The following is a 23,615-nucleotide window of genomic DNA, read 5'->3' as shown; positions in this document are numbered from 1 at the left end:
CTGCCCAAATCCGCGCTGGAAACACTCCGGATAAACCCCCATGTGAAAGTCCAACGATCCAACGATCCAACCCGACGGCCGCGGAGGGCGTCTAATTCACACAGGTTGCATGCGTGCGCAGCCACTGAAATAAGGCCGCCTCCCGCGCCGCTGCCGAGAACCTTGTTTGATGAAGTTGTCTACCCGTAGGAACTACACCCTGCCGCTTTATGCGGCGCTGGCGGTTCTGACCGTGGCCCCGTTTGCCGGCGACTTCCTCCTGCCGCTCGGCACTGCGGTGTGGATCCTCTACATCCTGCCGGTGATCCTGGCCTATGCCGCGCCGCGCCGGGAGATGCCGGTGGTGATCGCGATCTGCGTCACCATCCTGCTGATCGTCGGCTTCAACATCGCGCCGGCCGGAGTCAATCCGGTCGTATCGCGCACCAACCGCATGATCGGCGGGACGGTGATATGGATCATCGCGGTGGTGGGGGTCTTCTTCATCCGCAACCGCCAGGCGGTCGAGCGCCAGGAGTGGCTACAGGGCGCGCAGCTCGGCCTGGCCAGGGCACTCGCCGGCGAGCAGACGCTCGATCAGCTCGGTACCAACGCGCTGCGCTTCCTTGCCGATTATGCCGGGGCACGGGCGGGCGCGCTGTTCATCCAGAGCGGCGAGGGCTTCGTCCGGCACGGCACCTATGGAACGCCCGCCGACGCGCCGATCCCCGAGCGGTTCGACCGCGATGACGGCCTGCTTGGCCGCGCGGTGACCGAAGGGCGCAGCGTCGTGCTCGACGATGTCCCCGACAATTACCTGTATTACGGCTCCGCGCTCGGCCGCGCGCGCCCGAACCGGCTGCTGATCACCCCGGCCAAAGCCGATGGCACCGTGATCGCCGTCACCGAGCTCGGCTTCAATCGCCGCTATTCGGAGGAAGTCCCCGAACTTCTCGAATCGGTGTCCGAGCTGGTCGGCGTCGCCGCCCGCTCGGCAAAATACCGCGCCCGCCTGCGCGAGTTGCTCGAAGAAACGCAGCAACAGGCCGAGGAGCTTCAGGCGCAGAGCGAGGAACTCCGCTCCTCCAACGAGGAACTGGAAGCCCAGGCCCGCTCGCTCGAGGATTCGCAGGCTCGCCTCGAAGCGCAGCAGACCGAGCTCGAGGAAAGCAACACCCGCCTGGAGGAGCTCGCCCACACGCTCGAAGCGCAGCGCGACGACCTCACCCGTGCCGAGACCTCGCTGCGGGCGCAGGCCAGCGATCTCCAGCAGGCCAGCCGCTACAAATCCGAATTCCTCGCCAATATGAGCCACGAGCTGCGCACCCCGCTCAACTCGCTGCTCATCATGGCCCGCCTGCTCGCCGACAATCGCGGCGGCACGCTCACGCCCGAACAGGTCAAGTTCGCCGAAACGATCGAAACCTCGGGCAACGACCTGCTCGTGCTGATCAACGACGTGCTCGACATCTCCAAGATCGAGGCCGGCAAGCTCGACATCCAGCCGCGCCGCTTCCGCATCGCGCCGCTCCTGACCAAGATGAAGGCTGCGTTCGAACCGGCAACGGCGAGCAAGGGCATCGCCTTCCACACCGACATCCATCCCGGCACCGGCGACGAGATCGAAACCGATCCCCAGCGGCTCGAACAGATCCTCAAGAACTTCCTGTCCAATGCCGTCAAGTTCACCCAGCACGGCAGCGTCACCCTGGCAGTGTCGCGGATCCAGGACGGCCGGCTCGCCTTCACCGTGCACGACACCGGCGTCGGCATCCCGCAGGAACAGCAACAGATCATCTTCGAGGCGTTTCGCCAGGCTGACGGGACGATCAGCCGCAAATATGGCGGCACCGGCCTCGGCCTGTCGATCTCGCGCGAGCTTGCCCGCCTGCTCGGCGGCGAGTTGCGCGTCGAAAGCATGCCGGGCGAGGGGAGCGCCTTCTCGATCCTGCTGCCAGAGACCTATGACGCGACCAGCGTCCAGCCCGCGGTGCAGGGCGACCGCGCACCGCTTGCCGCAGAGGCGCAGACGAGCCTGCCGACCTCGGCGCCGACGCCCGCGCGCTTCCGCCCGGCAGGACCCTCGGTCGAGGACGACCGCGAGCGCCTGACCGGCGACAGCCGCGTGATCCTGGTGGTTGAGGACGACCCCGCCTTCGCCCGCATCCTCTACGATCTCGCCCAGGAACTCGGCTTCCAGTGCCTGGTCGCCGGCACCGCCGACGAGGGTGCGCTGATGGCCCGCCAATATCTCCCGCACGCGGTTATCCTCGACATGAACCTCCCCGATCATACCGGGCTGTCGGTGCTCGACCGGATCAAGCGCGACGTGCGCACGCGCCATATCCCGGTCCACGTCGTCTCGGTCGACGACGACGCGCAGGCGGCACTTGCGGGCGGCGCGGTCGGCTATCTGTTCAAGCCGGTGAAGCGCGACCAGCTGGTCGACATGCTCGAAGGTCTGGAGGCGAAGCTCTCGCAGCGCCTGCGCCGCGTGCTGGTGGTCGAGGACGACGCCCAGCAGGCGCAAAGCGTCAAGCTGCTGCTCGCCTCGCGCGATGTCGAGACGGTGGAAGTGCATTCCGCCGCCGACTGCCTGAACAAGCTGGCCGAGCAGACTTTCGACTGCATGGTGCTCGATTTGAACCTGCCCGACGCGTCGGGCCTCGACCTGCTCGACCGCCTCAGCGCCGACGAAAGCTTCGGCTTCCCGCCGGTGATCGTCTACACCGGGCGCGACCTGTCCTCGGACGAGGAACTGCGCCTGCGCAAATATTCCAAGTCGATCATCGTCAAGGGCGCCAAGTCGCCCGAGCGCCTGCTCGACGAGGTCACCTTGTTCCTCCACCAAGTGGTGTCGGAGCTCCCCGAGCCGCAGCAAAAGCTCCTCGCCAAGTCGCTCGGCCGCGATGCCGCGCTCGACGGCCGCCAGATCCTGGTGGTCGAGGACGACATCCGCAACGTCTATGCCCTCACCAGCATCTTCGAACCGCACGGCGCCAAGGTCCGCATCGCCCGCAACGGGCTCGAAGGGCTGAAGGCACTGGCCGACAGCGCCGCCGACGGCGCCGATCCGATCGACCTGGTGCTGATGGACGTGATGATGCCCGAAATGGACGGCCTCACCGCCACGCGCGAAATCCGGCGCGATCCGCGCTGGAAGAACCTGCCGGTCATCGCGCTCACGGCCAAGGCGATGGCGCGCGACCAGCAGGACTGCCTCGCCGCGGGCGCCAACGATTATCTGTCCAAGCCGCTCGACGTCGACAAGCTCCTGTCGCTCACCCGCGTCTGGATGCCGCGATGACGCCCGACCCCCAGCTTACCCCGGTCGAGACGATCGAGATGGACTTGCTGCTGGAGGCGATCTGGCGGCGCTATCATTACGATTTCCGCGGCTATGCCCGCGGCTCGATCGAGCGCCGTCTTAGCCGCGCGCGCCAGCGCTTCGCCTGTACGACCTTTTCGCAACTTCAGGACCGCGTGCTCCACGATCCCGCGATGCTGTCGGAGCTGATGGGCTTCCTCACCATCCAGGTCAGCGAGATGTTTCGCGACCCCGACTATTTTCGGGCGCTGCGCGAGGAAGTGATCCCGCACCTGCGCACCTATCCCTCGCTCAAGGTGTGGATCGCCGGCTGCGCCAATGGCGAGGAATTCTATTCGCTGGCCATCCTGTTCCGCGAGGAGGGGCTGGAGGAGCGCACGATCTTCTATTGCACCGACATCAGCCCCGCCGCGCTCGATCGCGCAAAGGCCGGCATCTACGATCTCGATCGCATCCAGCTGTTCACCGAAAACCACCGCCGCTCGGGTGCGACCACGTCGCTCTCCGACTATTATACCGCGGCATATGGCGCGGCGGTGTTCGACAAGAGCCTGCGCGCCCGCGCCGTCTTCGCCGAGCACAACCTTGCCACCGACCAGGTCTTTGCCGAGGCGCATCTCGTCTCCAGCCGCAATGTGCTGATCTATTTCGACCGCGATCTTCAGGATCGCGCCCTGGGTCTTTTCGGGGATTCGCTGGTCCGCGGCGGCTTCCTGGGACTTGGCTCCAAGGAAAATCTCCGCTTCTCGTCGCAGGCGGGCTGTTTCGCCGACTTCAACGAGCGTCAGAAGATTTACCGCCGCAACACCGAGGCGCGTAGCCCGGCTCGGGAACTCCGCGATGCCGGGTGACGTCGTGAAGATCCTGGCCGTGGACGACGTGCCGGGAAACCTGACCGCGCTGGAGGCACTGCTCCGCCGCGACGGGCTCGAACTGCTCCAGGCGCGCTCGGGTCCCGAGGCCCTCGAACTCTTGCTGGTCCACGACGTCGCGTTGGCGCTGCTCGACGTCAACATGCCGGGCATGAACGGATTCGAGATCGCCGAGTTCATGCGCGGTACGGATCGCACCCGCCGCGTTCCGATCATCTTCCTCACCGCCGCCACCGGCGACGAACGCCGCCGCTTCCGCGGGTACGAAACCGGCGCGGTCGATTACCTCCTCAAGCCGGTCGACGCCCAGCTGCTGCGCAACAAGGTCGACATCTTCGTCGAGCTCGCCCGCCAGCGCCAGGAACTCGCCGAACAGCGCGATCAACTCTCGGCTGCGCTCGGCCGCGTCCAGGCACATAGCGACAATTCGCCACTCGCCGTGGTCGAGTTCGACGCCGACTTTTGCATCCGCACGTGGTCGAAGGGGGCCGAGCGCCTGTTCGGCTGGACCGCGGCGGAAGTGGAGGGCGTTTGCCTCCCTTCGCTGAAATGGATCAACGAGGAAGATGCCGGGCAGCTTTCGGCACTGCTCGACGAATTCGTCTCGGGGGACCGGGCGCGGCACATGCAGACCCAGCGCGTCTTCTGCCAAAGCGGCGAGGCGCTGCACTCCGAATGGTATTGTTCTGCGCTGCGTGATGCGTCGGGCAAGCTCAGCTCGATCAACGTTCAGATCCTCGACGTGTCCGAGCGCCGCCGTGCCGAGGAGACTCAGAAGCTGCTGATCGGCGAGCTCAATCACCGGGTGAAGAATACGCTCGCCTCGGTCCAGGCGATCGCCACCCAGACATTGCGTCACGCTGCCGCGCCAGCCGAGTTCGCGCCGACCTTTATCGGCCGCATCCACGCGCTCGCCCGCGCGCACTCGCTGCTCAGCAGCGCGACCTGGCAAGGTGCGAGCCTGCGTGAACTGGTCAACGGCCAGCTCCAACTCGGCACGATCGACGAAAGCCGCCTGACCGTGGAAGGCCCCGATGTCGACCTGCCGCCTGAAATGGCGCTGCACCTGGCTCTGGTGATCCACGAACTCGCCACCAACGCTAACAAATATGGCGCGCTCTCCACGCCCGAAGGGCGGCTGAGCTTCACTTGGCAAATCACACCGGACGGGCTGGCGCTCGAATGGGTGGAGCAGGGTGGCCCGCCGGTCGAGCCGCCCAGCCGTCGCGGCTTCGGCACTGCGCTGATCCAGCGCAGCATCCAGGCCGAAGGCGGCACTGCCGAGCCCGCATATCTGCCCGAGGGCCTCCGTTGGCACTTCACCTTGCCGCGTCCCGGCCCTGTCCATGCACCGGCGCTCGCCCGGTCCGCAGCGCCCGCACCACGGGCGGTCAAGCCCAGCGGCCCCGTCGGCGCGCTGACGGGCCGGCGAGTCCTGGTGATCGAGGACGAGCCGCTGGTGGCACTCGATCTCATCGCGATCCTGGAGGAGGCGGGGGCTGAGGTAATCGGGCCCGCTGCCACTGCGGAGGCGGCGATCGAGACTGCGCGAACCGGACGCGCCGACGCCGCTTTGCTCGATGGCAACCTTCAGGGAAGCAGCGTCGAGGCGGTCGCTGAGACGCTCGCCAGCCAGGAACTGCCGTTCGTGTTTGTCACCGGCTATGGCCGTGAGCATCTTCCAGACGGCTTCCGCCATGTGCCAGTCATCAGCAAACCGTTCGACCGTGCCCATCTGATCGGCGCAGTCACCGCTATTCTCAAGCATGACGAGGCAGCTGTCGCCTGACCTGGGGGCGGCGCTCGTCGGCTACAGGCGCCGCGCCTCCGGGTGGGATGTGACGAGACGGCGCACCGCAGGAGCGCCGGTCAGGATCTTGGTGCCACGATCAGGATGTCCAGGTCGCGCTCGGGCCGCCAATTCTCGTGCCGCACTTCGAACCGGGTAGGCGAGATTTTGCGCACGCCGTCGCCGCAGAAACTCACCAGATTGGTCGGCGCACCCTTGTCCACGACAAGGCGGAAGCGCCCTATCGGGGAACGCCAATTTGCCCCCGTCTTCAGGACATAGCCGATCCGATATTCGGGCAGCGCCGCGGCGGCATCTCCAGCCTCTCGCGCGAGCCGGTCCACGCCGGACAGGAATGCCGCATCGGTACAGTATCGCGCGGCATAGGCAGCCCCTTCCGCCCCGTTGCGCACCTCCGGGATCACCAGCGACGTTCCGACGCTTCCGCCGGTCCCGGGCACATAGCGATGCTCGACGATCAAGTCGCGTCCGGCTGGAAAGACCTGCTCCCAATGATAGGTCTCCTTCACCGTCCAGCCTGGCGCCAGATAGGGCTCCCCGCGTTCGTCGTCGGCAACTGCCAGTTTCAATGCGATCAGCCGCGCCCGATCCGCCTTGCCCAGCCTGTCCAGCGCAGGTCCCGCGTCCTCCGACAGCGGCACCTTCAGCGCTGCCAACAGCGCGGTATGATCCTTGCCGGCCACGAAAGCCTTGCGCTCTACCGCCATCCGCACCGGCTTGCCATCGACCGTCGTCGCGAAGTCGTGCGGCACGGCGACATCGCCATAGTGTCCCTCGGCTAGATTGTCGTCCGGCAGCGGGAAGGCCACGATCGTGCGTACCGCCTTCGCGGTTCGGTTCCGGAAGACATAGCGCACCCGCACTTCCTCCGCGGAAACGAACAAATCCTCTGAAGCCATGTCGATCGCGTCGGTGCGAGTCAGGACGAGCCCGCCCGCCGCCGTCTCCGCCGTGCTGTCGTTCGCGCCCGCCGGCGCGGCCACGAGCCATGCTGCGGCTATCGAAACGGCAATCTTCTTCATCTGCTTCCTTTGCGTCACGTCCGCCGGGCTTTAGCGGGCAGATGCCCGCCCTTGGCGTCCAACGCTGCCATGCTTGCCGCCAGTTCGTCCTGGCGGAACGGCTTTGCCAGCCGCGGCAGGTCGGGCGAGATCCCGTCGAGTTCGGCATAGCCCGACACGATCAGTACCGGCATCGCCGGAAACCGCTGGCGCACTCGCTCCGCGAGTTCGCTGCCGGTCATGCTCGGCATCAGGTGATCGGTGACCACATAGTCCGCATGGGCAGCGTCGAGATAGGCCAGGGCGTCGCGGCCGCTCTCCACTTCCTTCACGCTATAGCCCAGATCGGCAAGCAGAGCCGCGGTCGACGCGCGGACGCTTGGCTCGTCGTCGACGAGCAGCACCAGCCCGCTTGCCTCGCTCTGCTGTCCGACGGGGCCCGACGACCGCACCTCCGCCGCGCCGTTGGCGACCGGCAACAGCAGCTCCACGCGCGTGCCCATCTCCGGAATGCTCTGCAATTGCATCGAACCGCCCAGTTGCAGGGCAAGGCCGTGCACCATCGACAGCCCTAGCCCGGTTCCCTTGCCGATCCCCTTGGTGGAGAAGAAAGGCTCGATCGCGCGGGCCATCGTGTCGGCGTCCATGCCGCAGCCGGTGTCGGCGACGGACAGGCTCACATAGGCGCCGGGTGCAAGGCCGCTGGCATGGTCGCGTTCGACCGCTTCGCGCCGCGCCGTCAGCGTCAGCCGGCCACCGTCGGGCATCGCGTCGCGCGAATTGACGCTCAGGTTGAGGATCGCCATTTCGATCTGGTTGGGATCGGCCAGGGCAGGGGGCAGCCCCTCCTCGACCGACACCACGACATCGATCTGCGGGCCGCAGGTGCTCTCGATCAGCGCCTGCATGCCGAGAATCAGCTCGGCCAGGTCGACCGGTCCGGGCTGGAGCGGCTGACGGCGCGCAAAGGCCAGCAGCCGCTGGACCAGCGTGCGGGCGCGCTCGGCGGACTCGAGCGCCCCGCCGATCAGCCGCTGCTCCCTTGGCCCCGTGCCGGCGCCCCGGCGTAGCAGGTCCAGCCCGCCGATGATCGGCGTCAGCAGGTTGTTGAAGTCGTGCGCGACGCCCCCGGTCAGTTGGCCCAGCGACTCCACCTTCTGCGCCTGGCGCAGTGCGTCCTGCGCGCGTTCCAGTTCCGCGCGCTGTTCCAGTTCCTCGGTCACGTCGCGGCCGATGACATAGGCTTCGCCCTCGGCCGGCGCCGCGCTCCACGCGAAATGGCGCCAGCGTCCGTCCTTCGCGCGCACGCGCCCGATCACGTCGCGCACCGGCCCGCGCGCCGCCGCGCGGATCCCCTCGGACACCGCGCGCAGATCGTCGGGATGGAAATACCGGCTGAACCGGTCGCCCAGCACTTCCTCGGGCGTGTAGCCCAGCAGCGCGGTCACCGCCGGGTTGAGCGCGCGCACGTCCCAGCGCAGGCCGATCACCAGGAACACATCCCCGCTCAGCCGCCACATGCGGTCGCGTTCGGCGGTGCGCCGCGCGACCTGCTGCTCCAGCGTCTCGTTCAATGCGTGCAGGGCCTCCTGCGCACGCCGCCTCGCGGTCACGTCGCGGACCGTGCCGGTGATGCGCTTCGCCCGCCCGCGCTCGTCCTTTTGCACCACCCCGCGCGCCGAGATCCAGCACAGCGCGCCATCCTCGCGGCACAGGCGGTATTCGGCGGAGAACGCCTCGCCGCTGTCGATCGACCGCCGATACGCCGCCGCCACCCAGTCGCGGTCGTCGGGATGGAGCAGGCGGAAGATCAGGTCGCGGGTCACCGGGGCGTCCGGGTCCGCGCCGATCATCGCCGCCGTGCGCGCCGACATGCTGCCCTGCCGCGCCTCCAGGTCCCAGTCCCAGGTGCCGATCCGCGCGCCTTCCATCGCCAGCCGCAGCCGCGCCTCGCTTTCGCGCAGTGCCGCCTCCGCGCGCACCCGCTCGATATGTGCCCAGGACTGGTCGGTCACTTCGCGCAGCAGCCCCAGTTCCGCCTCGCTCCAGCGGTGCGGCCGGGCGTGGTGGATCGCCATCAGTGCGGTCAGGCGCCCTTCCTTGACGAAGGGCATGCACAGCGTCGCGCGGATGCCGATGTCGAGGAACGCCCGCGCCCCGTCATCGCCCAGTTCGGCGACGTTGTCGTTGACGATCAGCGGCTTGCCCGCGCGCAGGTTCGCCACCGCCAGCGAGCCGAAGGAGGTCAGGCTATAGCGCCCGACGATGCTCGCCATGCCCGGGACGTGCCAGTCGCCGCGGATGTTGAACATGTCCTGATCGGCTTCCATGTCGGCATAGGCGCAGTCGGATACTGCCAGATGCTCGCCCAGCATCCGCGTGGTCACCGCCATCACCGCGTCGGCATCGCGGGCTTCGGCGGTCGCGCTGCCCAGCGCGTCCAGGAACCGCAGCCGCGCCTCGTTCACCCGGAGCGCCTGCTCCGCCCGCCGCCGCTCCACCGATGTCCGCGTCCGCTCGGCGACGTCGCGGATCAGCGCCAGTTCCTCCTGCGTCCAGCTGCGCGTCTCGGCATGGTTGAGGAACAGCAGCGCGACGAACCCGCCCTGCTCGGTCACGGGCATGTTGACGAAGGCGCGGGCGGTGATGCCCTCCAGGCTCGCGGCGGTCGCGGCGGTACGCGGGTCGAGCCGCGCGTCGGGCACCACCACGGTCCGGCCCGCCTTCAAATCCTCGATATAGCTGCCATAATCGCGGAAGTGCAGCACGCCCGAGAGCGTCTGCACGCCGGGCGCATTCCAGTCGCGGCCGATGGTGATCGTCTCGGCCGCCTTGTCGATCGTGCCATATCCCGCCCGGCTCACGTCCAATGCGCGGCCCAGCGTTTCGGCGGCGGCGAAGGCGATCGCCTCGGGATCGTCCAGCTCGCGCAGCCGGTCGCCCAGCTCGGCCAGCACCGCGTGGCGCCGCTCGGCCTGGCGTATCCCGGTGACGTCGAAGCCTTCGCAGAAAACGCCGCTCACGCGCCCGCCATCGTCGTGCACCGGCGCGAAGATGAAGCTCAGATAGCGCGTTTCCTCCGGCCCTCCGGCCGTTCTGCGATAATGCACCGCCACCCCTTCGGCGGTATAGCTTTCTCCGGTCTCGAACACGCGGTCGATCTGCTCGACAAAGTCCTGCCCCTCCAGTCCCGGAAAGGCGCCGCGCAGCGTCCGTCCCACCCATTCCTCGCTGCCGAACAGCGCGCGGTGGGCATCGTTCACGAACTCCACCAGATGCGCGGGTCCCCGCGTCACCATGATGAAGCCCGGCGCCTGCTCGAACATCCGATGCTGCCGGTCGCGCTCGGCGGCGCGCCGGGCATGTTCCCGCACGCGCCCGGTGGTCTCGGTGCACAGCGCCAGCACGCCGCCGATCGCGGCACTGCCGTCTGTATGGGCGGCGACGGCGCCGTCGGCCAGGCTGTCGATCGGGCTGAAGCTATAGGTCCAGTACACCGCTTCGGGCCGCCCGCGGCGCGGCACGGTAACCGGCTGATCCTCTCGGAAGACCGAACCCTCGCCGGCCAGCACGCTCTCGAGATCGGCGCCCACGATTGCCCAGCTATCCGCCAGCGCCTCGCGTGCCGGCGCGCCCAGCAGCGCCGGATGCCGCTCTGGCCCCAGCGACTGCGCCAGCGCGTCGTTGTACAGGCAGTGCAGCGCCGGACCCCAGAAGATCACCGTGGGGTGCTGCGTCGTCAGCATCAGCCGCACCACCGTGCGCAGCGCCGGCGGCCATTGCTCGGGAAGGCCCAACGGGTGGGCCGCCCAGTCGAACGCGCGGATCCGCGCGCCCATTTCGCCGCCGCCTGTCAGAAAGTCCGCACCCACGCCGGTCATCTCGCCGTTCGGTATCCGATCCAAGCCCCCCGGCTCGCCCGGGACCATACATCCACCGACCGGCGCTTCAACTCTATTCGCCCCCCAGCGCCCGCTGAGATCGTTCTTGAGAACGCTCTCAATCTATGCTTTAAGCCTGCGCACGGAGCACAAGACTCCGCGGTTAAGAGGGGTGTCGGAAAGACGCGGGTCGGCGCTGGTGCGCCGTCGTCGCGTTTCTCCCGGAGGTCGCTGGACAGCGTTGTCAGCGCCCGGAGTGATCCCCCTCTGCAACAGCAAGCGCAGCCGTAAGGCTGCCGGACAGGGGAGAGGGTTTCGTATGCGTTCGCGGCAGCGCCATTTCGCTCACCGGTTTTTGGCAGCCTCATTGCGCGCGCCAGCACTCCGACATGGTCGTGCGTACGCTTCGACTGGCCTCCGCTCGGTACGCCGCTCGCGCGCGCGCACAACGACATCGAACCAGCAACAGAATCGCGTGCCGATGCTCCGCGACGCCGAACGACCGGCGCCGGGGTGTTGCGCGAACTACCGGGCCCGCCGCCAGGCGGCCTGAACAAGCAAGCTGGGCGTGCCGAACAGGCCGACCCGGTGATTTTGGGAGGAAGACGGAATGAAGAAGGGGTTGTCCACCACCATGCTGGGGCTGCTTGCCAGCACCGCGCTGTCGGCGCCGGCATGGTCCCAGGATGCGGGCGTCGTGGCGCAGAACGCCGGCGCACCCGCCGATCAGGCCGCCACGGCGCCGCAGGTCGGCGAAGAGGAAACGATCGTCGTCACCGGCATCCGCGCGTCGCAGCAGGCCGCGATCGACATCAAGCGCGATGAAACCGCGATCGTCGACGCGATCTCGGCCGAAGACATCGGCAAGCTGCCCGACGTCACCATCGTCGACGCGCTTCAGCGCATCTCCGGCGTCCAGATCCAGCGCAACGCGGGCGAGGGTACCAGCGTCAACATCCGCGGCCTGCCGCAGGTGATCACGCTGCTCAACGGCGAACAATATCTGTCGCCGGGCAATCTCGGTTCGGCGCAGCCGAACCTGAACGACGTGCCCGCGCAGCTGATGAACGCGGTCGTGGTCTACAAGACGCAGGAACTGCGCAACGCGCTGTCCGGCATCTCGGGCACGATCGACTTGCGCACGCGCCGTCCGTTCGATCTGCACAGCGGCCTGACGCTCTCGGGTCAGGGCGAATATGCCCGCGGCACCCAGACCAAGCATAACGACTATCTGTTCAGCGGCCTCGCGAGCTGGCGCAACGACACCATCGGCGTGATGGTCAGCGCCGCGAAGAGCAAGGCGAACCTGGGCAACAGCTATGCCGGCACCGGCGGCAGCATCTTCGGCGTCAACGATTGGGGCGGCACTCGCCCGAACTATATCGAGCCGCACGGCTACGAGTTCTTCAACCGCGAGGTTGAGCGCGACCGCTTCGGCATCAACGGCGCGATCCAGCTGAAGGTCGCCGACGGCTTCACCGTCACCGGCGAAGTCTTCCACACCGAACTAGTCGAGCATAACCGCGCGTCTGGCGTGAACATCTCCAACCGCTGGAACGGCCTGGGCTGGACCAGCCCGACCGATTCCACCCCGACCAGCGTCAACGGGCCCAATGGCACGCCTTGGCTCGACGTCAATGAATACGACCTCGACGTGTGGTGGTTCAATTCCTTCTCGGTCAACCGCACCGCGCGCAACAATGCGACCAACTACAACCTGTCGATCGACTATGACGATGACGGCCCCTTCACCTTCTCGGCGCGTGCGCTGAAGGCGAACGCCAACATGCGCAGCATGAACGGTCAGGTGCAGGGCGATCTCAGCAACTGGCAATACGGCCCTGATCGTGCCTTCACGCTGTTCCGCAATCCCGCCGACCGCACCCGCGGTCCCTTCTATCCGGCGAACATCGCGTCGCAATATCCCGCGTCTCAGCTGTCGAACGGCGTAGTGGGCTCGAACGGCGGGCGGTACATCAATCCGAATCCGCTCGGCTATGGCTCGGACCCGCTGCTCCACTTGGACATCAGCGGCAAGAACCCGGCGATCAGCGGCTTCGACCGCGTGATCGGCGGCGGCTTGGGCCCGAATTCGACGCTGAAGGACTATATGTCCAACCTCGACAGCTACGCGGTCGCGGCCTTCTCGTCGGAGGGTAACCAGGAGAACCATTCGGATCTCGGCGTCTTCCGCGCCGATGGCGCCTATGAGTTCGAGGAAGGCGGCCTGTTCGGTCTGCTTGGCCGGGTCGATGTCGGCGTCCGCCGTTCGGACCGCTCCACGCAGATCCGCAACTTCCACCTGTTCTCGAACTTCTACGCCGGTAACGGCGCCAGTGAGGCCGAAGGCTGCTCGGCGCAGTGGAAGGCGATCGACGTCGTGATGAACCAGAACCAGTGTCAGGCTGGCGAGTTCGTCTCCAATCCCCAGTTCAATCCGGCGGCTGCCGTAGGGGCCACGCCCGGCAATTGCGGTGCGGACGGACTGGCCAACACGCCGACCTGTTTCCAGGGCTACACCGTCAACCGGCCGACTAAGCTCAACCAGTATAACAACGTCCACTTCCAGACCAACTGGGGTGGTGTTGTGAGCGGCATGCCGGGCATGTGGGTGGTCGATCCGCGCGACTTTGACGATGTCGTCGATTTCCAGAACCGCGTGTTCGGCGGCACCGAGGAAGTGATCATCCCCGGCAACACCTATGACGTCGATCTGATCGAAGAGAGCGCCTACATCAACACCGCCTGGGCCACCGGCGGGTTCAAGATCAACGGCGGCGTGAAGGTCATCAACACCAAGCTGACGGTGAAGCAGAACCTGACGGGCGAGACCCGCAACTATGGCGACACCAACCTCGACACCGGCGATGTGGTGACGCGGCGGTCCTACACCGACTGGCTGCCGACGGTCATCGCGTCGTACGACATCACGCCGCAGTTCCGCGTGCGTGCGGCCTTTGCCAAGACGATGATCCCGCTGGATCTCGGCAACTATGGCGGCGGTCTCACCATCTCGACCGCGGACTCGCCGTGCACCGCAACGCCGGGGCCGACGGATGCACCGTGCGGCATCCGTCAGGTCACTGGCGCCAGCTCCAGCGGTAACCCGGGCCTGAATCCGTGGCGCTCGAACAACTATGACTTGTCGCTGGAATATTATCTGGGCCGCGCGACGCTGTTCAACGTTGGTCTGTTCAAGCTCAACATCAACAGCTTCGTGACTACCGGCCAGACCACCGGCGAGTTCGCCGACCAGGACGGCGTGGTTCGCCGTACCGTGCCGGTAAGCCAGCCGATCCAGGGCGATGGCGGTTCGCTCCAGGGTCTCGAAGCCGGTGCCAAGATCGCGTTCAGCGATGTGCTTCCGGGCATGTCGTTCCTGCGCAACTTCGGCATCGACGCCAACTACACCTTCTCGGACTCCGAGCAGCAGCGCCTCGACCTCACCGGCGAGAAACTGCCGTTCCAGGACAATTCGAAGCATCAGGTGAACTTGGTCGGCTGGTATCAGGACGATCATTTCCAGGCACGTGTCGCGTATAACTACCGCACCGCGCGTCTGGCCTCGACGGTCGGCAACTATCAGATCGGCATGGATGGGACGACGGCGATCAACGGGACGATCCCGTTGTTCCAGGACACCAGCCAGTATGTCGACGTGAACCTCACCTACAACATCAACGATCAGTTCGCCGTCTATGCGAACGGATCGAACGTGTTGGGCGAGCGGGAGCGCTACTTCTACCAGTTGGATGAGAACTCGCGGCAGTACGCGTCGCAGAATCGCTTCGAGCCGCGCTACTCCGCCGGCGTCCGCGTCCGGTTCTGACGATCTAAATCCTCCCCGGTTCGGGGAGGGGGACCATGCAAAGCATGGTGGAGGGGGAGCGCCGCGGGCCATCCGGTTGTGGAGTTCCCCCTCCTTTCTCCTCACCCTTCGACCGACCTCGGCCGGCAGCTCCCCAACAGCTGCCGGCCATTTTCACGCCCGGGCCCTTGCCGAGCGGCCAATCAGAAGATCAGATACCCCCATGGCGAACCCCGGCCTTCCACACCCGATCCGCAACGTCGTCATCGTCGGTGGCGGCACCGCCGGCTGGATGGCCGCCGCCGCGCTCGCGCACCATTTCCGCAACGCGCCGATCCGCTTCACGCTGATCGAAAGCTCCGAAATCGGCACCGTCGGCGTAGGCGAGGCGACGATCCCCACCATCCGCCGCTTCTACGCCGCGCTCGGCATGTCGGATGCCGACGTCATGAAGGCGTGCAGCGCCACTGCCAAGCTCGGCATCCGCTTCAACGACTGGCTGCGTCCCGGCCACAGCTTCGTCCATCCCTTCGGCCGGTTCGGCCAGGATCTGAACGGCGTCGAGTTCCATCAATATTGGCTCGCCGCCCGCGCGGCCGGCGACACGGCGCCGCTTGGCGATTATTCGCTCGGCGCGATGCTCGCGCAGGAAGGGCATGCGACCTTGCCCGCGCCCAACCCGCCGTCGCAGCTATCGATCTTCGACTGGGCGCTGCACTTCGACGCCGCCTTGTTCGCGCAGCACATGCGCCGCTTTGCCGAAGGGCTCGGCGTCACGCGCATTGACGCGCGCATCGGCGATGTCGCGCTGCGTGGCGAGGACGGCTTCATCGATGCCGTCATCCTCGACGATGGCCGCCGGATCGACGGCGACTTCTTCATCGACTGCTCGGGCTTCCGCTCGCTCCTGCTCGGCGAGGCGCTCGGCGTCGGCTATCAGGACTGGTCGCACTGGCTGTTCTGCGACGGCGCCTGGGCGGTGCAGAGCGAGCGGGTAGGGGACCCGCCTTCCTGTACCGCCGTCACCGCGCGCACCGCCGGCTGGCAGTGGCGCATTCCCCTGCGTCACCGCGAAGGCAATGGCATCGTCTTTTCCAGCCGCTTCCAGTCGGAGCGGGAGGCCCTGGACGAGTTGCTCGCCAACCTGCCCGGCAGCCCTACCACCGAACCGCGCCGCCTGCGTTTCACGCCCGGCCGCCGCGACGCGGCCTGGTCGAAGAACTGCGTCGCACTCGGTCTCGCATCGGGTTTTTTGGAGCCCCTGGAGTCGACCAGCATCGCGTTGATCGAGACCGGAATCGAGCGCCTGAAGCAGCTTTTCCCCGATTCAAGCTGCAATACGGCGCTTTTGGACGAATATAACGAGCAAACTGCCGAAGAAATGGAGCGCGTCCGCGACTTCCTCATCCTGCATTACGCGCTAAATGGCCGATCCGAACCCTTTTGGAAGGCATGTGGGTCGCTGGACATGCCCTTCAGCGTCAACAAGAAGCTCAAATTGTGGCGCACGCGCGGCGCATTCCTCAGATATCGTTGGGAAATGTTCTCTCCCGCCAGTTGGCTGGCCATCTATGCCGGCTTTGACTGCCTGCCCGCGTCCATTGATCCCGCGTTGACCGGCACCAACACCGCCCAGCTCACTCGAAGCCTCCACGCGATGCGCCAATCGATCCGCGCCGCAGTCACCGACACGCCGACCCACGCCGAGTTCCTCGAGATCATGGAAGCCACCGCATGACCGCCGCGCCCGACGCTCTCCGCAAGATCTGCATCGTCGGCGGCGGCACCGCCGGCTGGATCGCGGCCGCAATCATGGCGCACCACTTCCGCGGCAAGCTGTTCGAGATCGAGCTCATCGAGAGCGACGACATCGGCACGATAGGCGTTGGCGAGTCCACCATCCCACCCTTCATGGAGCTGATCGCCAAACTCGACATCAACGAGCAGGAATTCATTCGAGCGACCCAGGCCAGCTTCAAGCTTGGCATCGAGTTCCAGGATTGGAGCCGAAAGGGCGAACGCTACTTCCACCCGTTCGGCGTTATCGGCCAGCAGATTGAACTCAGCGACTTCTATCAATGCTGGCTCAAGGCCAAGCTGTCCGGCCATGACAGCAACCTCATGGATTTCGCTCCCGCCGCGGTCATGGCCCGCGAAGGACGCTTCATGCTTCCGTTCAAGGCGCGCAACACGCCGGTCGGCGGGGCGGCCTACGCCCTTCACGTCGATGCCAAACGAGTCGCTCGATATCTGCGGACGCACGCCGAGGCTCGCGGCGTCCGCCGCACCGAGGGCATCGTCGTGGATGCACAGCTGGACGGTCGCGGCTTTGTCGAACGCCTGGCTCTCAAGGACGGCCGCGAACTCACGGCAGACTTCTTCATCGACTGCTCAGGCTTCCGCGCCCTCCTCATCGGGAAGGCGCTGGGCGTCGGCTACGAGGACTGGTCGGAGTGGCTTCTCTGCGATCGAGCGATTGCTGCGCAGACGCAGAATGTCGGGCCACCACGACCCTATACGCTCGCCCAAGCGCAGGACGCCGGGTGGCGCTGGCGCATTCCGCTCCAACATCGCACCGGCAACGGTCATGTATTCTCCTCCGCCTTCATGAGTGACGACGAAGCCACGCGCATCCTCATGGATCAAGCGGAGGGAGAACTGGTGGCAGGACCAATGGTCGTGCCATTCAAGACCGGGGTTCGCGACCAGATATGGCACAAGAACGTCCTGTCACTCGGGCTGTCCGCCGGCTTCATCGAGCCGCTCGAATCCACGGCCATCCACTTGATCTACCGCGGAATGGATTTCTTCTTCCGCTATCTGCCTGACCGTAATTGCGACCCTCACCTCGCCGCCGAGTACAACCGGCGCATGATCGCTGATTATCGCGAGATCCGGGACTTCATCATCCTCCACTATTGCACGACGCAGCGGGACGACACGCCGTTCTGGCGCGCTTGCCGCGACATGCAGGTTCCCGACAGCCTGCAGGAGCGTATTGCGCTGTTCCGTGGCAACGGTGCGCTTCGCGAAGGTCTCGACGAACTATTTCGTCCTGTAAGCTGGTGGTCGGTGCTGGAGGGGATGGGCCTACGCCCCGGCGCCTACCACCCACTGGTCGACCGCATCGATGAGCCCCCGCTTCTTCGAGCCTTGGATCAGGCTCGCGGGCAACTCGCCGAATTGGTTCGTACCTTGCCTACTCATCAGGACTTTATCGACGCGCACTGCCGCGCCGAGCTTAGCGGCCAATGACCGAGCGGCAGCGCGCGATAACCATCAAGGATGTGGCCGCGGAAGCCGGCGTTTCGCTGCAGACGGTATCGCGCGTGATCAACGACGGGCCGAATGTAACCGCGAAGGTGCGCGACAGAGTGATCGCGGCGATCGGCAAGCTAGGCTATGTCCCAAGCCTGGCCGCACGAAGGCTAGGCGGCTCACGCTCCTATTTGATTCTTGCCTTCAACGATGAGCGTCCGACGCTGGACGGCTGGCGCTCGCGCCGTGGCAATGATTGGGTCGATCAGATGCTGTTCGGCGGTATGTTGAAGTGTGCCGAGCATGGCTACCGAATGTTGTTCGAACTCGTCGACTCGCATTCGGATAAGCTAGAGGCGCAGGTTCAGGCGGCCTTGTCCGCCCTCCATCCGGATGGCGTCATCCTGACCCCGCCGCACAGCGACGATGAGCGGATTACAACCCTGCTCGATCGAAGCGGTATCCCGTTCGCAAGATTGGGGTCGCGGCGCGAGGGCGCCGGTTTCGCGGTCTTCATGGATGACGAAGCCGCGGCACGGATCGCGACTGACTATCTGCTTGATCATGGACACACGCGGGTCGCTTGTGTTCAGGGGCATCCGAACTACTCTATTTCCGAGGATCGCCTCCGCGGCTTCCGGGCTGCTATCGAGGCTCGAGGGTTTTCCGTGCAACCCGAATATATCCAGCCCGGCGACTTTACCTATGAGGCCGGAGCAGCAGCGATGCGGGCACTTGCGGGCTTAGACACGCCGCCCACGGCAATCCTTGCCAGCAGCGACGAAATGGCACTCGGGGTGCTTCACTCCGCCGCGCCGCTCGGCTTCCAAGTGCCGTCCGATCTTTCGGTCGTCAGCTTCGACGATACGCCCACAGTGCGGATGTCGGTTCCATCGCTCACAGCGGTACGTCAGCCGATCGCGGCGATGACCGCTCGCGCCGCTGAGTTGCTGATCGACGCAAAAGCCAAGGGATCGCCTGAGGAAACCCGCCACCTCCTGCCGTTCGACTTCATCGTGAGAGCCTCGAGCGGCGCGCCCCGTTGACTTGGCACTCCGTCGCGCGGAGGGTCAATCGGGCATGCGTTTCGTTTCGCCCAGCCGCGGCTTCATCTACCTCTACGTTGCTGCCTTTGCGGGGGTTTTCGTCAGCTTCATCCCGTTCGTCACGGTTTTGCTGCCGCTGAAGGTTGCCGCCGTGGCAAAAGCGGGCGAGCGCGTCGACTTATTGAGCTCGGCAGCGTTGAGCGGCGCGGCGGTGGCCAGCATCGCCAACCTTGCTTTCGGCGCGCTCAGCGACAGGACGTATCGTAGTGGTGGCACGAGGCGCCCCTGGATTGCGGGGGGATTGAGCCTTCTGGTTCTGTCATACGTTTTCTTCCTGCTGGCGCATGACGGCACCACCCTGTTGTGTGCGGTCGCCGCGCTTCAAATCGCGATCAACATGACCTTTGCGCCGCTCGTGGCGGTGATGGCCGATGAAGTGCCGGACGGCCGGAAGGGAATGGTGTCGGGCCTGCTGGGCGCTGCCCAGCCTTTTGCCTCACTGGTCGCAATAGGCGTCAGCATACGGAGCCTGGGCAGCGAAGCCACGCGCTACGGGCTGTTATGCCTGATCATGGTGGCGCTGGTTTCGCCCATGCTGCTGATGATACGGGAGCGACCAAGGGATCTTCATGTCGTTTTGTCGCCGCCCGCGCGGCAACGCCTCGATTTTGCCTCGGTTTGGCTCGCCCGCCTTTTGGTGCAGGTCGCCGGTAACGGCCTGATGACGTTCGGCTTGTTCTATTTCCTGTCGTTACCCGCCAGTCGCCGCATGACGCTTCAGTTGGAGGAGAGGAGCGAGAGCATCGCTGCGATCTTCGCCGTGGTGACAATTCTAGCCCTTCTGGTCACCATCGCAGTCGGCCACCTTTCAGACAGGTGCATGCGCCGCAAACCGTTCCTTGCCATTGCGTCGCTTGTGATGGCGAGCGGCTTGGTGATCATGGCATGTGCCGAAAGCCTGATGGCGGCGGCGGTTGGCTTCGCAATGGCGATATGCGGGATGTCGGTGTTTCTCGCCCTTCAATCCGCGCTGGCAATGCAGCTTCTGCCTTCGCCTGCACATCGCGGCCGCGATCTTGGCCTGGTGAACCTTACCAACACGCTGCCAGCCATGGCTGCCCCATTGCTGGCGCTTGCGCTTACGCCGGAGCAACTAGGCTATGCGCCCTGGTTGATCACACTCGCGATCGGCACGCTGGCTGGCGGCGGTGTGGCGATGGCCGTGCGTAGTCAGCGCTGAGGCGGAAGTGGCGATGCGAGACTGCGAAAGGTGATCGACCAGCGGGCGGCATCAATGGGAGCAATGCTGTGTTCCCAAACATACCGGGCGGCGCCGGACAGATGGTAGATCGACCGCGGGGCAAGGGGCACCGAGTGCCGCTCGAACCCCTTTTCGAGTCTCCGCCGAAGCCGCAGGGTGGCTTCGGTCCCCAACGAGATACCAAGCACGTCCTCAAATACAGGCCGATCCTTGTGCCAGCCGATCCCCGCACCCGGATCGTAGCGAATGAGTAGCGCCTGGGCGAGCGCCTCCGGCTTCAGTCCTGCAACGGCGGCTGCGCGTTCACGCAGCGGCAACAGCCAATCAGGCAGCGGCTCCGCCTCTTCGAAGCTGCCAGAGTCAAAATCGTACCGCCATCCGAAACTCGCCGTAAGCCGCTTTCCCAGCCAGCCCTGAAAACGGAAGGGCGTAAGATCCGTGCGTCTGAGCGATTCGATCAGCGCCTGCTCTTCGGCCTCGCTCAGGATCCCCGCTCGATAGGCACATCCTGGCGGTAACGGCTTTGCGAACAGCTCTAGGTTACTCGGCGACTTGTTCATGTTAACTTATGTTGTGTGGACAGCAGAAGCGAGTTTCCATTTCATTTCTCAGTGTTCGGTGTCGCTAAAACAGGTGGTTTGTAAATACCCGTTTATGTCCTGTCCGTCGCTTACAGGCTTGCAAGCCATCCGATCCGCGCATAGCGATACGGTGTGAAGGATCAAATGATTGCTCAAGTCGACCGTGCGTCGCTTTTTCTGAAGGCCCTCTCTGGCAGGAGCCGCCTTTTGCTGCTGTGCCATCTTTGGGAAGGCGAGAAGTCTGTTGGCGAGCTCGCCAGGCTCACAGGTGCGCGTGATACCGCGGTTTCGCAGCAGCTAGCGCTGCTCCGGCGAGAGGGGATGGTTAGTGCACGCCGCGCCGGCCAAATGATTTTCTACTCCCTGGCGAGCGCCGAGGCACGGCGCATGCTGGAGTCGCTGCAGGACCTGTTCTGCGCAACCCCGCCAATCGAAGCAGCCGCGTAACCTAGTCCAGAACCGCGGCGGTGCACGTCGTCGATGGACCGCGGCTCGCGCCGATCATCACGCATGAGCCGCGCTTCGGTCGATTGCGCCGCGTGCGGCGGCGACGATCAGTTCCATTGGCCGGTTAGCGCGTATCCTGTGCCAGGTGGACAACTCGCCCACCGAGTGGCGTGACTGATCGCGCACGACCTGCACGGTTGCATCCGAGGCGTCGTCGCTCCGCCCGGCGACCCGCTCGATGCGGTTCTGCTCAGGTGCTTCGAGCCATATGCCCACGAACGGCACACGTGCCCTCACGGCCAGTGCATGAGCAACCTCGCGTTCGCTACGGTTCATGAACACCGCGTCCAGGATCACCGCGGAGCCGCAGGCGAGATGGTCGTAGGCGGATTCGAACATCGCCTCGTAAGTGTTGCGGTCATTTCGTTGGGTATAGTGGGCCGGGGGCAGGCGGGTTTCGGGGAGGGCTCCAGCCAGTCTTTTCCGGAAGACGTCGGAGCGAATGATCCGGGCGCCTGGGATCCGCCCAGCGCGGCTGGCAAGCCGCTGCGAGAGAGTTGATTTCCCGGTGCCGGAAAGGCCGCCGATCACGATCAACCGCGCCGGCGCAGGCGTCAGGAGTGTCTCAGCCAAGACGGGATTGCCGACAGCGCCAGCGTGCAGCGACAGGAACAGCGGTAATACCGCCCAGCCGGCCGCACCTTGAGGTGCTACATCGAAATACCGGTTCGCCAGCACGCTCGCTTCCGCCACGCGGCCACGTTCCAGCAGTCTGGCTGCCACCCGTGCGAGGTCGAACAGCACGTCCTCGGCACCCTCGTCACGCACTGCTCGAACCCGTCCCGACTCCCCCCGCCGCTTCAAACTAGCCCTTTGGCGGTTCAATTCCGCCTGTTGGTCGACACGCAGGGCGAGCGCGGCAAGCCCTTCGATAAAGGCGTGCGGTGAGGCGACAGAAGCGGCGGCGTGCCGTCTGGCGAGATCGTCGGCGGCTTGCCGCAGCTCTTTCGGATCGGCATTCGCCTCATCAAGCGGAGTTCTCGACAATGTCGGCGCGATCGCGGCTGTCGCCGTCATGGCCTTTCTCCTCCAGCTTTTTCTACTGCCGAGCGACCATGACTGGCACCTGCTTTCTGAACCTGGAGTGACGATTTGCGCGCAAGCGTCCACCATGTTGGGCCGTTGCGCTGAGCCGCGCGGCAAGTTAGGCCGCGGCGCGTGGGAGCAGGATGACGAAACTAAACCGCAGAAGCCGCGGGATCGCGACGGTGCAGGACGTTGCGCGCGCAGCGGGCGTTTCCGCGATGACGGTCTCGCGCGTGGTGAATGGCGCGACCAATGTGCGGGAAAGCACGCGCAGTGCAGTGCGCCACGCTATCGAGGCGTTGAACTATTCGCCCAATAGTGCAGCCCGTAGTTTGGCCGCCGGCAGCGCGGTGCAGATCGGATTGCTGTATTCGAACCCGTCCGCGGCATATCTTTCGCAGTTTTTGATCGGTGCGCTGGCGGCTGCACGCCGCGCCGGCTGCCACCTGGTGCTGGAACTATGCGAGGGTGAGACCCCGGCCGAACAGGCAGAGGCGACGCGACAGTTTGCGGCGACCAATGTCGGCGGTGTCATCCTGCCGCCGCCCTTATCCGAGTCCGGAGCGGTTCGCGACGAATTGGAAGCTGCGGGCATTCCATGGGTATCGGTTGCGATGGGGCTGCCGCCCGAGGGATGTCTGAACGTCCGGATCGATGACTTCGGCGCATCAGAGGCGATGACGCGCCATTTGCTCGACCTGGGGCATCGCCGCATCGGCTTCATTCGCGGCAACCCGAATCAAAGCGCGAGCGACGAACGCTTCCGCGGCTTCGCGTCTGCATTGGATCAGGCCGGCATCGATCCCGCGGCGGCTCCTGTTGAGCAGGGATATTTCACTTTCCGCTCAGGCATTGCCGCCGCGGAGCGCCTGCTGGAGCGGCCAGAACCGCCCACAGCCATTTTCGCGAGCAACGACGACATGGCGGCAGCGGCAGTCGGTGTTGCGCATCGCAAAGGGCTTCACGTCCCGCAGGACCTGAGCGTCGTCGGCTTTGACGACACCTCGCTCGCGACGACGGTCTGGCCAGAGCTCACTACCGTCCGGCAACCGATCGCGCCGATGGCGGTGGCGGCGTTGAACCTGCTGCTGGCAAGGATCCGCGCGGATCGGCTTCCGGAAGCAGAAGCGTTGCAGGAACAGGTGTTGAAGCACAAGTTGGTGGTGCGAGGGTCCTCAGGCCCACCGCTGGCCTAACGCAACCCGCCTTGCTTTTAGACGCCAAGCGGGTCACCGTTAGCGGTAACAGGCGCACAGC

14 protein-coding genes are annotated in these 23,615 nt (G+C 65.5%); 10 read left to right on the top strand and 4 right to left on the bottom strand.

Annotation, left to right across the window (positions count from 1 at the left end):
- Positions 1-169 precede the first annotated feature (169 nt).
- Genes LZ586_RS06480 through LZ586_RS06470 form a run of 3 tightly spaced genes read left to right on the top strand, consistent with a single transcriptional unit; the run spans position 170 to position 5,968 of the window.
- Complete coding sequence (locus tag LZ586_RS06480; RefSeq protein ID WP_235078869.1) at positions 170-3,286, top strand: response regulator; 3,117 nt, start codon at positions 170-172, stop codon at positions 3,284-3,286.
- On the top strand, positions 3,283-4,158 hold the full coding sequence (locus LZ586_RS06475) for a CheR family methyltransferase (protein ID WP_235078868.1): 876 nt from the start codon (positions 3,283-3,285) through the stop codon (positions 4,156-4,158). The genes LZ586_RS06480 and LZ586_RS06475 overlap by 4 nt, the downstream gene beginning before the upstream one ends.
- Positions 4,148-5,968, top strand: coding sequence for a response regulator (locus LZ586_RS06470; RefSeq protein ID WP_235078867.1), 1,821 nt, complete (start codon positions 4,148-4,150; stop codon positions 5,966-5,968). Before LZ586_RS06475 ends, LZ586_RS06470 begins: the two co-directional genes overlap by 11 nt.
- An 80-nt stretch (positions 5,969-6,048) precedes the next feature.
- Here LZ586_RS06470 and LZ586_RS06465 read toward each other — a convergent pair whose 3' ends face one another.
- A complete protein-coding gene (locus tag LZ586_RS06465) occupies positions 6,049-7,011 on the bottom strand; it encodes a DUF4424 domain-containing protein (protein WP_235078865.1) in 963 nt (320 codons plus the stop codon).
- Between the two features lie 14 nt (positions 7,012-7,025).
- Positions 7,026-10,919: a PAS domain S-box protein gene (locus LZ586_RS06460; protein WP_235078863.1), complete on the bottom strand. Its 3,894-nt coding sequence runs from the start codon at positions 10,917-10,919 to the stop codon at positions 7,026-7,028.
- 562 nt (positions 10,920-11,481) lie between these two features.
- Here LZ586_RS06460 and LZ586_RS06455 point away from each other — a divergent pair.
- The 5 genes from LZ586_RS06455 to LZ586_RS06435 all read left to right on the top strand — a co-directional run bounded on the left by LZ586_RS06455 (position 11,482) and on the right by LZ586_RS06435 (position 20,223).
- A complete protein-coding gene (locus LZ586_RS06455) occupies positions 11,482-14,700 on the top strand; it encodes a TonB-dependent receptor (RefSeq protein ID WP_235078862.1) in 3,219 nt (1,072 codons plus the stop codon).
- Positions 14,701-14,902: 202 nt separating this feature from the next.
- Positions 14,903-16,417 carry a tryptophan halogenase family protein gene (locus LZ586_RS06450; RefSeq protein ID WP_235078860.1) on the top strand — a complete coding sequence of 505 codons (1,515 nt, stop codon included), beginning with the start codon at positions 14,903-14,905 and terminating at the stop codon, positions 16,415-16,417.
- Positions 16,414-17,934: a tryptophan halogenase family protein gene (locus LZ586_RS06445; RefSeq protein WP_235078858.1), complete on the top strand. Its 1,521-nt coding sequence runs from the start codon at positions 16,414-16,416 to the stop codon at positions 17,932-17,934. The genes LZ586_RS06450 and LZ586_RS06445 overlap by 4 nt, the downstream gene beginning before the upstream one ends.
- On the top strand, positions 17,931-18,983 hold the full coding sequence (locus LZ586_RS06440; RefSeq protein ID WP_235078856.1) for a LacI family DNA-binding transcriptional regulator: 1,053 nt from the start codon (positions 17,931-17,933) through the stop codon (positions 18,981-18,983). The genes LZ586_RS06445 and LZ586_RS06440 overlap by 4 nt, the downstream gene beginning before the upstream one ends.
- A gap of 34 nt (positions 18,984-19,017) precedes the next feature.
- Positions 19,018-20,223: an MFS transporter gene (locus LZ586_RS06435; RefSeq protein ID WP_235078855.1), complete on the top strand. Its 1,206-nt coding sequence runs from the start codon at positions 19,018-19,020 to the stop codon at positions 20,221-20,223.
- Here the strand turns inward: LZ586_RS06435 and LZ586_RS06430 are convergent.
- Complete coding sequence (locus tag LZ586_RS06430) at positions 20,214-20,804, bottom strand: alpha-ketoglutarate-dependent dioxygenase AlkB (RefSeq protein ID WP_235078853.1); 591 nt, start codon at positions 20,802-20,804, stop codon at positions 20,214-20,216. The two genes, LZ586_RS06435 and LZ586_RS06430, sit on opposite strands and share 10 nt — an antisense overlap.
- A 153-nt stretch (positions 20,805-20,957) precedes the next feature.
- On the opposite strand from LZ586_RS06430, the gene LZ586_RS06425 reads away from it, so the two are divergent.
- Complete coding sequence (locus LZ586_RS06425; RefSeq protein ID WP_235078851.1) at positions 20,958-21,272, top strand: ArsR/SmtB family transcription factor; 315 nt, start codon at positions 20,958-20,960, stop codon at positions 21,270-21,272.
- Positions 21,273-21,329: 57 nt separating this feature from the next.
- Here the strand turns inward: LZ586_RS06425 and LZ586_RS06420 are convergent, their stop codons facing one another.
- Positions 21,330-22,349 (bottom strand): AAA family ATPase, encoded by a 1,020-nt coding sequence (locus tag LZ586_RS06420; protein WP_235078850.1) that lies wholly within the window; start codon positions 22,347-22,349, stop codon positions 21,330-21,332.
- Positions 22,350-22,501: 152 nt separating this feature from the next.
- Here LZ586_RS06420 and LZ586_RS06415 point away from each other — a divergent pair, with 152 nt between their 5' ends.
- Complete coding sequence (locus tag LZ586_RS06415; RefSeq protein WP_235078847.1) at positions 22,502-23,554, top strand: LacI family DNA-binding transcriptional regulator; 1,053 nt, start codon at positions 22,502-22,504, stop codon at positions 23,552-23,554.
- Positions 23,555-23,615 lie beyond the last annotated feature (61 nt).

The sequence above is a fragment of the Sphingomonas sp. S2-65 genome (assembly GCF_021513175.1).
GTDB lineage: Bacteria > Pseudomonadota > Alphaproteobacteria > Sphingomonadales > Sphingomonadaceae > Sphingomonas.
Note: the sequence above shows the minus strand (reverse complement) of the source record. Positions and strands in the feature narration are given on the sequence as shown.